General features: G+C 70.3%; 11 protein-coding genes. 8 read left to right on the top strand and 3 right to left on the bottom strand.

Annotated elements, in window-relative coordinates; genetic code table 11:
• Positions 1–42: 42 nt before the first annotated feature.
• Together GIY23_RS18555 and GIY23_RS18550 are read left to right on the top strand one after the other, a co-directional pair.
• A complete protein-coding gene (locus tag GIY23_RS18555) occupies positions 43–1,248 on the top strand; it encodes an NAD(P)-dependent malic enzyme (RefSeq protein WP_187351933.1) in 1,206 nt (401 codons plus the stop codon).
• Positions 1,249–1,600: 352 nt separating this feature from the next.
• Positions 1,601–4,435: a sensor domain-containing protein gene (locus GIY23_RS18550; RefSeq protein ID WP_228717380.1), complete on the top strand. Its 2,835-nt coding sequence runs from the start codon at positions 1,601–1,603 to the stop codon at positions 4,433–4,435.
• A gap of 16 nt (positions 4,436–4,451) precedes the next feature.
• Here GIY23_RS18550 and GIY23_RS18545 read toward each other — a convergent pair whose 3' ends face one another.
• A complete protein-coding gene (locus tag GIY23_RS18545) occupies positions 4,452–4,817 on the bottom strand; it encodes a GntR family transcriptional regulator (protein ID WP_154077832.1) in 366 nt (121 codons plus the stop codon).
• 61 nt (positions 4,818–4,878) lie between these two features.
• On the bottom strand, positions 4,879–6,405 hold the full coding sequence (locus GIY23_RS18540; protein WP_154077831.1) for a bis-aminopropyl spermidine synthase family protein: 1,527 nt from the start codon (positions 6,403–6,405) through the stop codon (positions 4,879–4,881).
• A 242-nt stretch (positions 6,406–6,647) separates the two neighbouring features.
• On the opposite strand from GIY23_RS18540, the gene GIY23_RS18535 reads away from it, so the two are divergent.
• The 4 genes from GIY23_RS18535 to GIY23_RS18520 are packed head-to-tail and all read left to right on the top strand — an operon-like array spanning position 6,648 to position 10,000.
• Positions 6,648–7,751, top strand: a complete 1,104-nt coding sequence (locus GIY23_RS18535) for an ABC transporter ATP-binding protein (RefSeq protein ID WP_154077830.1) — start codon at positions 6,648–6,650, stop codon at positions 7,749–7,751.
• Positions 7,748–8,419: an ABC transporter permease gene (locus GIY23_RS18530; RefSeq protein WP_154077829.1), complete on the top strand. Its 672-nt coding sequence runs from the start codon at positions 7,748–7,750 to the stop codon at positions 8,417–8,419. The genes GIY23_RS18535 and GIY23_RS18530 overlap by 4 nt, the downstream gene beginning before the upstream one ends.
• A complete protein-coding gene (locus tag GIY23_RS18525) occupies positions 8,416–9,108 on the top strand; it encodes an ABC transporter permease (protein ID WP_154077828.1) in 693 nt (230 codons plus the stop codon). Before GIY23_RS18530 ends, GIY23_RS18525 begins: the two co-directional genes overlap by 4 nt.
• A 4-nt stretch (positions 9,109–9,112) precedes the next feature.
• On the top strand, positions 9,113–10,000 hold the full coding sequence (locus GIY23_RS18520; protein WP_154077827.1) for an ABC transporter substrate-binding protein: 888 nt from the start codon (positions 9,113–9,115) through the stop codon (positions 9,998–10,000).
• 205 nt (positions 10,001–10,205) lie between these two features.
• On the opposite strand, the gene GIY23_RS18515 is transcribed toward GIY23_RS18520, so the two are convergent.
• Positions 10,206–10,982: an IclR family transcriptional regulator gene (locus GIY23_RS18515; RefSeq protein ID WP_154077826.1), complete on the bottom strand. Its 777-nt coding sequence runs from the start codon at positions 10,980–10,982 to the stop codon at positions 10,206–10,208.
• Between the two features lie 96 nt (positions 10,983–11,078).
• Between GIY23_RS18515 and hutH the strand changes: the two genes are divergently transcribed.
• Together hutH and hutU are read left to right on the top strand one after the other, a co-directional pair.
• Positions 11,079–12,623: a histidine ammonia-lyase gene (gene hutH, locus GIY23_RS18510; protein ID WP_154077825.1), complete on the top strand. Its 1,545-nt coding sequence runs from the start codon at positions 11,079–11,081 to the stop codon at positions 12,621–12,623.
• A 14-nt stretch (positions 12,624–12,637) separates the two neighbouring features.
• A complete protein-coding gene (gene hutU / locus GIY23_RS18505) occupies positions 12,638–14,293 on the top strand; it encodes a urocanate hydratase (RefSeq protein ID WP_154077824.1) in 1,656 nt (551 codons plus the stop codon).
• Positions 14,294–14,300 lie beyond the last annotated feature (7 nt).

Raw genomic sequence — 14,300 nt, 5'->3', positions numbered from 1 at the left:
CTTGTTTCCCGGTACTACGGCCATGGCTACAGGAGGGACGCCGTGACCACCGTGAACGACCACACCACCCCGACTCAGCAGCCGGCCCCGCAGCTCAGCGACGAGGAGATCTTCGCCGCACACGAGGGCGGCAAGCTCTCCGTCGGTCTGACCGCCCCGCTGTCCTCGCAGCGTGAGCTCTCGATCGCCTACACCCCCGGTGTAGCGAAGGTGAGCCGGGCGATCGCCGCGGACGAGGACCTCGCCCAGCGCTACACCTGGACGCCGGGCCTCGTCGCCGTGGTCAGCGACGGCACTGCGGTGCTCGGTCTCGGAGACATCGGCCCGCGCGCCTCGCTGCCTGTCATGGAGGGCAAGTCGGCGCTGTTCAAGACCTTCGCCGGGATCGACTCGATCCCGTTGGTGCTCGACACCACCGACGTGGACGAGATCGTGGACACGCTCGTGCGACTCCGTCCGTCGTTCGGTGCGGTCAACCTCGAGGACGTGGCGGCGCCCCGCTGCTTCGAACTGGAACGCCGGCTCATCGAGGCGCTGGACTGCCCGGTCATGCACGACGACCAGCACGGCACCGCTGTCGTGGCGCTCGCGGCGTTGCGTAACGCGTGCACGATCACCGGACGAGACTTCGCGTCGCAGCGGGTCGTCATCTCCGGTGCCGGTGCGGCGGGCGTGGCCTGCGCGAAGATCCTCGACGCCGCCGGGATCGGCGAGATCGTCGTGGCCGATTCGAAGGGTGTCATCCACCCGGGCCGGGGCGAGCTCACGCCGATCAAGCAGGAGCTGGCCGAGCAGACCAACTCCGCGGGTGTGACCGGCTCGCTCGCCGACGCGCTGAAGGGTGCGGACGTGCTCATCGGTGTCTCGGCCGGACAGATTCCGGAGGAGGACGTCGCCGCGATGAACGAGGGCGCGATCGTGTTCGCCCTGTCCAACCCGGATCCGGAGATTCACCCGCACCTGGCCGCCAAGCACGCTTCGGTGGTGGCGACCGGGCGTAGTGACTATCCGAACCAGATCAACAATGTCCTGGCCTTCCCCGGCATCTTCAAGGGCGCCATGCAGGCGGGATCGCGCATGATCACGGACCGGATGAAGGTGGCCGCCGCCGAGGCGATCGCCGCGGTCGCCGCCGAGGACCTCTCGGCCGACCAGATCGTGCCGAGCCCGCTGGACCCGCGGGTGGCCCCCGAGGTGACCGCCGCGGTCGCGAAGGCCGCCCAGGAGGACGGAGTCGCTACCGCCTGATGCCGTCGTCATCACGGCCCGCACGACGGAACCGGGGTCCGCGTCGCACGACGCGGGCCCCGGTTCTCGTTTCGGCGCCAACCCCGTGCCTTGCTCACGCGTCGTAGTCAGAGGAATGGTGTGTCACTCGTGCGATCGAGCCGGTCCCGCCGGGTCGCGGAGATCATCCGGCACGGAGTTCTGGGCCGTTCGTGTGATGCCGGGTACAGTCGCGCACTGACGCTGCGTGCGTTCGTGCTCACTCGTCCAGGACTCGGCGCCGGGTCCGAGGAGTCGGGGGTGGATCGGTGAGACCGGGAAGTGAGTCACCGTCGGGGACGAACCTGCTGCCGAGCTCGGAGAAGGTGGTCTGTTGACGGAGCAGAGCCAAGCGGCACGAGCTTCGGAAACGGCGGCGACGCCGTCCGGTTTCGGGCGGGCGCAGCCCGACCCGGGCGTCGCGGTCGACCTGCCGCTGCCGGACACCGCCGCCCTGCTGACGAGGTTCGACAGCACGATCGTCGCTGCGACACCGCAGGCGGCCGCGCTGACGGGCCTGGAATCCTGCGCCGACCTCGTCGGGATGGACCTCACCGAGGTCGTGGAGTTCGCAGGCGAGTTCTCGTTCATCCGGACCGGGCAGCGCGACATCCCGGTCCGACTGGTGAGCTGGCCGCACGTCAACGACAACAAGCTGCAGGTCAGCGTGCTGGTCGATCTCACGGACACGCCTGGCGACACCGCGCGCAGCGTGTCCCACGGCGTGGCGACCGAGCACGAGACCCTGCTCGAAGCGCAGGAGATCTCGAAGGTCGGTGCGTGGGCGCTGTACCCGAAGACCGGCCAGGCCTACAACAGCCCACAGTTGCTCGCGATCGCGGACGGAGCCGGCGCGCCCGCCGATCCGCGCGGCTCGTTCGACCTGATCCACGGTGTGCACACCGACGACCAGGCCAAAGCCCTCGCGTTCTGGGAGGAACTGTCCGCAGGCCCGCACGGTCAGGTCTTCGACGTCGAACTCCGCAGCCTCTCCGGGGAATGCGTGTTCCTGTGCCGCGCGAAGGTGGAGCGCGACGAGAACGGCCAGATCGACCGAATCATCGGCACCGTGCAGGACGTCACGGATGTGCGCAGGCTGGAGCGTCAGCTGCGTGAGGAGCGGCGGCGCCTGCACGACGCCCAGCGCATCGCGCGCCTCGGCACCTGGGAGTGGGACCCGCGAACCGGCAGAACCTGGAGCTCGGAGATGCTCCTCGAGGTCGCGGGCCGCCACGAAGGCCGGTTCGGCACTCTTCTCGAGGACATCGACCACGTGCACGAGGACGACCGCGACCGGGTACGCGAAGCCTGGAAGAGCCTCGCGGCAGGCGGCGCACCGGTCGAGATCGAGTACCGGTACCTGCGCAGGGACGACGGCGCGGTCCGGACGTTTCGGTCGCACGGTGCGGCGACGGTGCACGCCGACGGGCGCACCATCCTCGTCGGCACCACGCAGGACGTCACCGAGCAGCGCACGGCGGTGACCAAGATGGAGCGCTCCAGCCAGCGCTTCAGCGACCTCGTCTCGGTCACCCCGGTCGGGATCGGAGTCTTCGACAAGGCCGAGCGTCTCGTGGACGCCAACGACGCGCTGTGCGACCTGTTCGGCTACCGGCTCGACCAGTTGCGTGGAATGTCGACGAGGGACATGGCCCATCCGGACGAGCCCGTGACGGGGCTGCAGGGCGAGGAGTCCGGCAAGCACGGCAGGCACCGGCTGCCGCAGCGGCTGTTCGTGCGGGCCGACGGGGACCCGGTCTACTGCGAGCTGCACGTGGCGACCTCCGTGCAGGACGACGGGGAAACGTTCTGGCTGGTGGTCTTCCAGGACGTCACGGAACGTCGCCGGGCCGCCGAAGCGTTGCGGTACCAGGCGACGCACGACGAACTCACCGGCCTGCCGAACCGGGCCGCCGTGAAGGAACTGCTGGGCAGGTTGCTCGGCAAGGCCGACTCGGAGCGCGTGGCGGTCCTGTTCTGCGACATCGACAAGTTCAAACGGGTAAACGATTCCCTCGGGCACGACGCGGGCGACGAACTGCTCGTGGCGTTGGCCCGGCGACTCGAGGGCGGACTGCCGGGAGGGTGCACGGCCGCTCGCCTCTCCGGTGACGAGTTCCTCATCATCTGTCCCGACATCGAAGCCGTCGGTGGCGTGGACGCGCTGGCCACGAAGGTCGCGTCGCTGCTGCGCACCGCCGTTCCGGTGCACGGCCAGCTGGTGCGGGTCTCGGCCTCGATCGGCGCCGCGGTCCCGAGCAGTGGCACGACGGCGGGCGAGGACCTGTTCCGTTTCGCCGACGCGGCGATGTTCGAGGCGAAGCGGCGCGGCGCCGGGCGGGTGTCGCTGGCCAGCCCGGCGCTGATGGCCTCGGCGGACCGGCAGCTGCATCTCGAGGGGCAACTTCGGGAGGCGCTGCACAACGACGGCCTGGCGTTGCACTATCAGCCGGTGGTGGCAGGCGACGGCTCGATCGCCAGTGCGGAGGCCCTGGCCAGGTGGCCGCATCCCGACCGCGGGCTGCTCGGGCCCGGTGCCTTCCTGCCCGTCGCCGAACAAGGTGACCTGCTGCGTGACCTGGACCGGTGGGCGCTGCGGACGGCGTTGCGGGAGGCCGCGCAGTGGCCGTCGAACAACGGGCGCCCGGTGTCGATCGCGGTGAACCTGGCGGCGCTGGTGCCCGGCGACCGGGAGTTCGTCGACACCATCACCAGGACCGTCGACGAGTGCGGCATCGATCCGAGCCGCGTGATCCTGGAGCTCGTGGAGACTGCTCTGGTCGATCTGCCGTCCCGCAGCAGGCAGGCGATGGGCGAATTGTCGGGGCGCGGGCTCCGGTTCGCTGTGGACGACTTCGGTACCGGGTACTCGTCGCTGGCCCGGTTGAAGGACCTTCCGGCGCAGATCATCAAGGTGGACCGCAGTTTCGTCTCCGGCGTCGGCGGCGACGCCTCGGACTTCGCGGTGGCCCGCGCCGTGGTGGACATGGCGCGCGCGATGGGCAGGCAGTGCGTGGCCGAAGGGGTGGAGACCGCGACCCAGTTCCACGTGCTCTCCGGCGTGGGGGTGGACTTCTACCAGGGCTGGTTGTTCTCCCGCGCCATCCCGGCCCGCGAGTTCCGCACCATCCTCTCGCTCGGCCCGCTCGACATCCCCCGGGGAACCTGACGCTCATCCGTGCCCGCTATGCGTGTTCGGAGCGCAGGGCGGCGGTGACGATGGCGAGTGCCTCGTCGGCGTCCAGCCCGAGCCCGTGCACGACCTCGGCGTAGGTGCGGGCGGCTTTCTGGGCGCGTGCGCGCGTGCGGTCCCCGCTGGAGCTGACGAACGTGCCCGCGCGTCCGCGTGTCTCGAGCAGTCCGGCGTGTTCGAGTTCCCGGTAGGCGCGGGCGGCGGTGTTCGCCGCGATACCGAGGTCGTTCGCGAGTGCCCGTACGGTCGGGAGTTTGGTGCCGATCGCGAGGCTGCCGTCGTTGACACGTTCGGCGATCGTGGCCCGGACCTGCTCGAACGGCGGGACTGCCGAGTCCGGGTCGATGCTGATCTCCATGAGCCCCTCCCTTTGTGTAGCAACGTTCGTTTCCTCACGGTGACACGAGGGATGCTACATATCAACCTGCCGCGTGCAGCACCGCCGCGATTCGGTGGCGCGGCAGGTCGATCAGCCGGACGTGCAGATCCTCAGGCACGGGGGCCGATTCGGCGACGCGGGCCCGAGCCGTGCGTTTGGTGAGGTCTCCGCCGCTGGCCGCGACGAGCGCCTCACGCCAGGTGTTGCCCAGTTTGCCGTGCGCGCGCCACAGCAATCGCCCGTGTACCGATCCGTCCGAAGTGGACTCGGCGAGGACGACGGCGTGGCGTGAATCGGGCGTGCTGCGGTGGAACCGGATACCGAACTTCCCCGTGATCAGCTCGCGCAGTGCCGTCTGGCCGGCAGCGTCGGCGATGTCGGGATGGTTGTTCGGCACCAGGAACGCCGCCGAGGACCCGTTGCAGGCGAGCAGCATCCGCAGCAGCCACGGCCCGGGATCGTCCCGGAGGTCGAAGATCGGTGTCGCAGCCGTCTTGCGCAGCGGGCGGTCCCACCCCGGCGGGCTCAACTCGTCGTGGCCGACAAGGTTCCGCAGAGCCGTCCGGGACTGTTCGTCCATGGAGCCCGAGGAGGACTCCACGGACTGCGGACCGTGTGTGTAAATCCCGCCCGTGCGGCGTAGTACCTTGCGAGTCTGCGAGGTCGGGCGGCACACCAGCAGGTCGCTGGCGCTGCCGATCGCCTGCGCGCCGTGGTACCGGTGGAAGTCCGGCACGATCGCCTCGAACACGAACCCGAGGCGAAGCAGTTCCTGCTGCACGGCATGGCCCAGGGCAGGCGTGCGGTCGCTGTAGCCGTACGCCACCAGCATTCTGCCCTGCTCATCGAGGCATTCCGCGGAGCGCGCGGCGAACAGTCCGACGCCCTCGGGTGTGTACGGCGGGTCGGTGAACACCAGATCCGCGCACTCCCGCACGCTCGGTGCGAGCCCGAACCGGAAGTCGGCGTGCAAGGTGCGCACCGGCAGGTCGTGCTCGGCGGCGAGCGTGTCGATGTGGGCGAGCACCCGCTCGTCGAGGTCCAGGGCGAGTACCCGCGCGCTCGGTTCGACCATCGCCACCGCCAGCGAGGTCAGGTCGTGGTCGCCGACGCACACCACCGTGGCCCCGCGCAGGTCGTAATGGTCGCGGAGCCATTCCGCCCGGCGCAGCACGGTCTCCGGCGTGGCCGTCACGTGATCGAGCGCAGCACGGGCGACGGGGCCGGATTCGACCGCCTGGCGGACGAAATCCGCCGCATGGGACGGCGTTGCGGGCTCTGTCCGCGTGAACTGCGCCGCGAAACCGGGATCGGTGAGGCGCACCTCACCGTGGTCGGTCGTGACCGCCGAACCGGCTGCCGACAGCAGCTCCTCGACGGTGCGGCGGGGCGTAGCCGACTCCCGGACGAGCGCGTCGAACGTGATCGGCCCCTCGCCGAGTAGTGCGAGAATCCGGCGCAGCGGACCGGACTGCGCGCCCGAGGAGTCGATCATCGCTCGCACCGCCTCGCCGGGGGTCGGGTCCTCGGAGGGAAAGGAGTGCGCAGGGTTCTCGGGTGTGCTCATCAGGCCGCCCACAGTAGAGGTCCTTGCGGAATGAGCTGTCGTCGTGTCGGGTCAGCGGCGGAGCCGTCGAGCGGGTCACCACGGACGCAGCCGACCACCGGCGCTGAGTTTCCGCTGCCCGACCTGGCAGGCGGAGGCGTGACCGCGCCCTCGCTGCATCGCATACGCCGCCCGATCCGGTTACAGTCGATCAGGTTTGCGACGGTCGGCGAGTGGCTGTCGGTGATCCGCGAGGGGGCTCGGTGATCGAGTTCGAGTCCGTGCGCAAGGAGTACGCCAACGGCACGGTGGCCGTCCAGGAACTCAGCCTGTCCGTGCAGCCGGGCACCATCACGGTCCTGGTCGGTCCCTCCGGCTGCGGCAAGACGACCCTGCTGCGCATGGTCAATCGGATGATCGACCCGTCGTCCGGCGTGGTCCGCGTCGACGGTGCCGACGTCCGCGACTCCGACCCCGCCCAGTTGCGACGAGGTATCGGCTACGTCATCCAGCAAGCGGGCCTGTTCCCGCACCGCACCGTGCTCGACAACGTCGCCACCGTGCCGTTGCTGTTCGGCTGGAGCAAGACGAAAGCCCGCAGCCGCGCGTCGGAACTGCTCGAACTCGTCGGCCTGCCCGCCGATCTCGGCCAGCGGTACCCGGTGCAGCTCTCCGGCGGCCAGCAGCAGCGCGTCGGTGTCGCGCGTGCGCTCGCGGCGGATCCGCCGGTGCTGCTGATGGACGAACCGTTCAGTGCCGTCGACCCGATCGTGCGCGAGGGTCTGCAGGACGAGCTGCTGCGGCTGCAGGACGAACTCGACAAGACGGTGCTGTTCGTCACCCACGACATCGACGAGGCCGTCAAACTCGGGGAAAAGGTCGCGGTTCTGCGCCAGGGCGGGCACCTCGCGCAGTACGCCGCCCCGGACGACCTGCTCGCCGAACCGGCCGACGACTTCGTGACCTCGTTCGTCGGCCGTGACCGCGGCTACCGGCGACTGTCGTTCGTGGAATCCGACGAGGTGCGCGTCGAAGCCGTCGACACGGTCCGGCTCGGCGACTCGCCTCCCACCGCACGGCAGAGCTGGACGCTCGTGCTCGACGCGAACGACCGGCCACGCGGCTGGCTGCGCCAAGAGACCACAGTGGACGGACCGGTCGCGGAAACCGACCTGATGGCGGGCGGATCCCTGCACCGCCGTGGCGGTCCACTCCGCGGCGCCCTCGACGCCGTGCTCTCCGCACCGTCCGGGCTCGGGGTGGTCGTCGACGACGACGGCCACCACCTGGGAGTCGTCACCGCCCGCGAGGTCTTCGACCTCATCGAACACCGGCGCGCCGTCGCCCACGAGAGCAGCACGCCGTGATCGAGGAGTTCGCCCGCTTCTTCGGCAGCCCCAGCAACCGGGAGCTGGTGGTCGGGTCGTTGCTCGAACACCTCTACCTGTCGCTGGTGCCGCTGCTGCTCGGCCTCCTGCTCGCGTTGCCACTGGGCCGTCTCGCCCAGCAGGTGACCCGGGTTCGCGCGCTGGTCCTCGGCGCGTCGAACGTGGTCTACACGGTTCCGTCGCTGGCGCTGTTCGTGCTCATACCCGGCATCATCGGCACCCCGCTGCTGTCGTCGATCAACGTCGTCATCGCACTGACCCTCTACACGGCCGCGCTGCTCGTGCGCCCCGTGCTCGACGCGCTCGTCGCCGTCCCCCAGCACGTCATCGCGGCGGCGACCGCGATGGGATACCGGCAGGGACGCCGGTTCCTCGCCGTGGAACTGCCGCTGGCCGTCCCGGTACTCGTCGCGGGTGTCCGGGTCGCGTCGGTGAGCAACATCAGCCTGGTCAGCGTGGGCGCGCTCGTCGGCATCGGCGGGCTCGGGCGCCTGTTCACCGACGGGTTCCAACGCGACTACCTGTTCCAGATCGGCGTCGGCATCGCCTTCACCCTGCTACTGGCGCTGCTGATCGACCTGCTGCTCGTCGCCGTGTGGCGGAGACTCACCCCGTGGGCCAGGGCCGGGCAGGTGAGCGCGGCATGATCGGCGAGATCGTGGCGTGGCTGACCGACCCGGAGAACTGGTCCGGTTCGGGTGGAGTCCCCATGCAGATGCTGCTGCACCTGTACTACTGCGTGGTCTCCGTCGCCGTGGCGGCCGTGATCGCGGTGCCGCTCGGCCTCTACATCGGACACACCGGGCGCGGCGCGGTCTTCGTCGTCGGTGTCGGCAACGCGATCCGTGCCCTGCCCACGCTCGGCGTGGTCACGCTCCTCGTGCTGTTCCTCGGCGTCGGTGAGGTGCCCGCGCTCGCCGGACTCGTGGTGCTCGCGATCCCGGCGATCCTGTCCGGGACGTACGCGGGTATTCGCAACGTGCCCGCCGAAGCGGTCGACGCGGCACGCGGGATGGGGATGACCGGACGGCAACGCCTTCTCGGCGTCGAGATCCCCAACGCTCTGCCGCTCGTGTTCGGCGGTGTGCGCAGCGCCATGCTGCAGGTCGTCGCCACCGCCACCGTCGCGGCCTACGTCGGCCTGGGCGGGCTCGGCCGCACCCTGCTCGACGGATTGAAAGTCAGTGACTACGCCCAGATGGCCGCCGCCGCGATCCTCGTCGCCACGCTCGCGGTCGTGCTCGACGCGGTGCTGGCGGGCCTGTCCCGCGCGTTCGTGCCGCGCGGCGTCGTCCTCGCCGCACAGACCACGGCAGCAGGACCGACAGAAAGGTAACGCGATGCAACGACTCGTGGCTACCGGAGCAGCGGTCGCCCTCGCGGTGGGACTCGCGTCCTGCGGCTCCGGCGACCCACTGCAATCCGGCGACGGTGGTCAGGGTGGGCCGATCGTCATCGGCTCCGCCGACATCGCCGAGAGCGAACTGCTCATGCACATCTACGGCGAAGCGCTCGAAACCACCGGTGCGCAGGTCGAACTCAAGCCGCGCATCGGTTCGCGCGAGGTGTACTTCAACGCGGCGCGGGACGGCGAGCTCAGCGTGGTGCCCGACTACACCGGCAACCTGCTCGAGTTCGTCAACGACTCGGCCACCAGCACCGAGCCGGGTCCGGTGTACGAGGAACTCCAGCGCAGCCTGCCACCGGAACTCGACGTCCTCGACTACTCGCCGGCCGAGGACTCCGACGTCCTCACCGTCACCGCCGAGACCGCCGGGACCGGCATCCGCAGCCTCGAGGACCTCGGGCCACGGTGCGGTGAGTTCGTGCTCGGCGCACCCAGCGAGTGGAAGCAGCGGTGGGAGACCCAGATCGCAGAAACCTACGGCTGCACGTTCCGGGAGATCCGCAGCGTCGAGGCGGGCACCGCACTCGTCGACGAGCTCACCAGCGGCAACATCCAGGTCGCGAACCTGTTCACCACCTCGTCGACGATCGAGGCGAACAACCTCGTTCCGTTGGAGGACCCGAAGAGCATGTTCCCGGCCCAGAACGTCGTGCCGCTGGTCGGCAAGGACAAGCTCAGCCCGGAGCAGGTCGAAGTGCTGAACACCGTCTCTCGGACGTTGACGACGCAGAAGCTCACCGACCTGAACAAGCGGCTCGAGGTGGACAAGGCCAACCCCGCCGACGTCGCCAAGACCTTCGTCCAAGAAGCCGGCCTCTGAGCCGACCCACACGAGGCGAGCGGCACTTTCGCCTCGTCTCGTGTGGCGAGCGGCACGTTCGCCTCGTGTGGTGGGGCGAGCGGCACTTTCGCCTCGTTCGCCCGGTGGAGCTGCCCTGGTGGGGCGAGCGGCACTTTCGCCTCGTGTGGTGAGGCGAACGGCACTTTCGCCTCGTGTGGTGGGGCGAACGTGCCGTTCGCCCCGATCAGGGGTGGCCGCCGATGCGGGCGGTGAGGTTGGCGGCCGCGCGGCGGACCTCCCCCGCGAGCTCCGGCCAGGTGTGTCCGCACGAACCGTCCTCGCAGACGTGCCGGAACGTCACGCTGATCGCCGCGGTCGGGTGCGCGTTGTGGTCGAACACCGGGCACGCCACAGACGCGAATCCGGCCGTGACGTAGCCGTCCTCGACCGCCCATCCACGCCGGAGCTCCTCGCCGAGCAGCCTCCGCAGCGCGGGCAGGTTCGTCGGACCCCGATCGGTGCGGACGACGAAGTGGTCGCTACTCGGCAGCACCGCCCGCACCTGTGCCGCAGGCAAGTGCGCGAGCATCGCCCGCCCCGATGCGGTGAGCTGCCCCGGCAGCCGGACCCCGACGTCGGTCACCAGGGTCTCCGGCTGCGAGGGCCGCTCCTTGACGAGGTACAGCGACTCGCCGCCGTGCAGGACACCCAGGTGAGCGGTATGTCCGACCCTGTCGACGAGGGTCCGCAGCAGTGGACCGGCGAGCCGTTCCAGGGGGTCGTGACGTAGGTAGGCCGAGCCGAGTTCGAACGTCGCCATGCCGAGCCCGTAGCGGTGTTCCTCGGGCAAGTGGGTCGCGAATCCGGCGTCGACCAGTTCGGCGAGCAGGTGGTACGTCGTCGACCGGGGAAGGTCGAGTTCGCGCGCGATGGTCGCCGCCGGAACCGGCCCCGGCCGCTGGGCGAGCACCCGCAGCACCGCGAGCCCGCGCCGCAACGCGGGAATGTCGCTGCTGCTCACGGCTCGCCTCCCCGTTCGTGCGTACGGTCTGAAATACCAGACACAGTCACCTTAACCGGCCTTCTGCTCCGGCGCCGCGTGCGGTGCCATGGAGACATGACAGAGACCACTCGGAACGTGCGCGAGATCGCCCCCCGGCCGCTGACTCCGGACGACGTCGTCGCGGTGGCCAGGCGAGGTGCGCCTGTCACGCTGTCCGCCGCGGCCGAGCACGGCATCGCCGAGACCCGCAAGCACATCGAAGGCCTCGCCGCGGCGACCGAACCGACCTACGGCGTCTCCACCGGTTTCGGCGCGCTGGCCGTGCGGCACATCCCTGCCGACCGCCGCACCGCGCTGCAACGCTCGTTCGTGCGCTCGCACGCCGCCGGAGCCGGCCCTGCCGTCGAGCCCGAGGTCGTGCGCGCCCTGATGCTGCTACGCCTGCAGACCATCGCCACCGGCCACACCGGCGTCCGCCCGGAGACGGCGCAGGCCTACGCCGCGATGCTCAATGCGGGCATCGTGCCGGTGGTGCACGAGTACGGGTCGCTCGGCTGCTCCGGCGACCTGGCGCCGCTGGCGGCCGCCGCGCTCGCACTGACCGGCGAGGGCGAGGTCCTCACCGAGGACGGAGGCCGCAGGCCCGCCGCCGAGGCGCTCGCCGAGGCCGGGATCGAGCCGGTCGTGCTCGCCGAGAAGGAAGGTCTCGCGCTGACCAACGGCACCGACGGGATGCTCGGCATGCTGGTGCTCACGGCCCACGACGTCGCCGCACTGCTCGACGTCGCCGACGTCTCCGCCGCGATGAGCGTCGAGGCGCTGCTGGGCACCGACCGTGTCTTCGACGCGGACCTGCAGGCGCTGCGCCCGCATCCCGGGCAGGCGCACTCCTCCGCGCGGATGCTCGCGTTCCTGGCGGACTCGCCGATCGTCGCGAGCCACCGGGGCCCGGACTGCCACCAGGTGCAGGACGCCTACTCGCTGCGCTGCTCCCCGCAGGTGCACGGTGCCGCCCGCGACACGGTGGGCTACGTCGACACCGTCGCCGACCGGGAACTCGCCTCCGCGATCGACAATCCCGTCGTTCTCGGCGACGGGCGCGTGGAGTCGAACGGCAACTTCCACGGCGCGCCGGTCGCCTACGCGGCGGACTTCCTCGCCATCCCGGTCGCCGACGTCGCGAGCATCGCCGAGCGCCGGACCGACCGGATGCTCGACGTGGCGCGTTCGCACGGCTTGCCCGCCTTCCTCGCCGACGATCCCGGCGTCGACTCCGGGCACATGATCGGCCACTACACGCAGGCCGGCGTCGTCTCCGAACTGAAGCGGTTCGCCGCGCCCGCGTCCGTGGACTCCATCCCGAGCAGCGCGATGCAGGAGGACCACGTGTCGATGGGGTGGGCTGCGGCTCGCAAACTCCGCAAGGCCGTCGACGGGCTCACCACCGTGCTGGCCGTCGAACTGCTCACCGCGGCGCGCGCGCTGGACCTGCGCGCACCGCTGACGCCCGGACCGGCCACCGGTGCCGTCCGTGACCTGATCCGCACCCGCGTCGACGGGCCGGGCCCGGACCGCCACCTCGCACCGCAGATCGCCGCCGTCGAAGACCTCATCCGCACCGGAGCCGTGCGGGACACCTGCAACGAGTTCGCTCGCTGACCTTGGGAGAGACCATGAGCGCTGGAGCCCGACCCGTGCGCGCGGCGCGCGGCACCGACCTCACCGCCCGCAGCTGGAACACCGAGGCGCCGCTGCGGATGCTGCAGAACAACCTCGACCCCGAGGTCGCCGAACGCCCGGACGACCTCGTCGTCTACGGCGGAACCGGCAAAGCCACCCGGGACTGGGCGAGTTTCGACGCCATCACCCGCGAACTCACCACGCTCGGCGAGGACGAGACGATGCTGGTGCAGTCCGGCAAGCCCGTCGGCGTGATGCGCACCCACGAGTGGGCGCCGCGGGTGCTCATCGCGAACTCGAACCTCGTCGGCGACTGGGCGACGTGGCCGGAGTTCCGTCGTCTCGACGCGCTCGGGCTGACGATGTACGGGCAGATGACCGCCGGATCCTGGATCTACATCGGCACGCAGGGGATTCTGCAGGGCACGTTCGAAACTTTCGCCGCTGTGGCGGAGAAGCGCTTCGGCGGGACGCTGGCGGGAACGCTGACGGTCACCGCGGGACTCGGCGGAATGGGCGGCGCGCAGCCGTTGGCGGTCACGATGAACGGCGGCTCGACGCTTGTCGTCGAGTGCGACCCGGACCGGGCGCATCGCCGTGTACGGCACGGATACCTCGACGAAGTCGCCGACTCGCTCGACGTCGCGATCGAGCGGGCCGTGGCGGCCAAGCGCGAGCGCCGCGCGTACTCGGTCGCCGTCATCGGCAACGCCGCCGAGGTGCTCCCTGAGCTGCTGCGCAGGGGTGTCGACGCCGACATCGTCACCGACCAGACCTCGGCGCACGACCCGCTGTCGTACCTTCCCGCCGGTGTCGAGCTCGATGACTGGGACGAGTACGCGGCCAAGAAGCCCGACGAGTTCACCGACAGGGCACGGGATTCCATCGCCAAGCACGTCGAGGCGATGGTGGGTTTCCTGGACAACGGTGCCGAGGTCTTCGACTACGGCAACTCGCTGCGCGGCGAAGCCAAGGAAGGCGGCTACGCCCGTGCCTTCGACTACCCGGGATTCGTGCCCGCCTACATTCGCCCGCTGTTCTGCGAAGGCAAAGGCCCGTTCCGGTGGGCGGCGCTGTCCGGCGATCCCGCCGACATCGCGGCCACCGACCGGGCACTGCTGGAGCTGTTCCCCGACGACGACAAGCTCCAGCGCTGGATCCGGATGGCGCGGGAAAAGGTCCAGTTCCAGGGGCTGCCCGCACGGATCTGCTGGCTCGGTTACGGCGAGCGTGACCGAGCAGGGGAGCGGTTCAACGACATGGTCGCCTCCGGTGAGCTGACGGCACCGTTGGCGCTGGGACGCGACCACCTGGACTGCGGCTCGGTCGCCTCCCCGTACCGCGAAACCGAGGGCATGGCCGACGGGTCCGACGCCATCGCCGACTGGCCGCTGCTGAACGCGCTGGTCAACACGGCCTCCGGAGCGACGTGGGTGTCGCTGCACCACGGCGGTGGTGTCGGAATGGGGCGCTCGCTGCACGCCGGCCAGGTCACGGTCGCCGACGGGACGCCGCTCGCGGCGCAGAAGCTGAACCGGGTCCTGACCAACGATCCGGGTATGGGCGTCATCCGCCACGTCGACGCCGGATACGACCGGGCGGACGACGTCGCCGCACAGCGCGGAGTGCACATCCCGAACGGTCGCTGAAGGAGAG

The sequence above is a fragment of the Allosaccharopolyspora coralli genome (genome assembly GCF_009664835.1).
In the GTDB taxonomy this organism is placed as follows: domain Bacteria; phylum Actinomycetota; class Actinomycetes; order Mycobacteriales; family Pseudonocardiaceae; genus Allosaccharopolyspora; species Allosaccharopolyspora coralli.
The sequence above is the reverse complement of the archived record's forward strand: the minus strand, read 5'-3'. Positions and strand labels throughout refer to the sequence as shown.

Excerpts from the sequence above, each read along its gene's own strand:
- hutH (WP_154077825.1), top strand. The coding sequence starts at position 11,079 with ATGACAGAGACCACTCGGAACGTGCGCGAGATCGCCCCCCGGCCGCTG.
- hutU (WP_154077824.1), top strand. The coding sequence starts at position 12,638 with ATGAGCGCTGGAGCCCGACCCGTGCGCGCGGCGCGCGGCACCGACCTC.
- GIY23_RS18545 (WP_154077832.1), bottom strand. The coding sequence starts at position 4,817 with ATGGAGATCAGCATCGACCCGGACTCGGCAGTCCCGCCGTTCGAGCAG.
- GIY23_RS18540 (WP_154077831.1), bottom strand. The coding sequence starts at position 6,405 with ATGAGCACACCCGAGAACCCTGCGCACTCCTTTCCCTCCGAGGACCCG.
- GIY23_RS18525 (WP_154077828.1), top strand. The coding sequence starts at position 8,416 with ATGATCGGCGAGATCGTGGCGTGGCTGACCGACCCGGAGAACTGGTCC.
- GIY23_RS18520 (WP_154077827.1), top strand. The coding sequence starts at position 9,113 with ATGCAACGACTCGTGGCTACCGGAGCAGCGGTCGCCCTCGCGGTGGGA.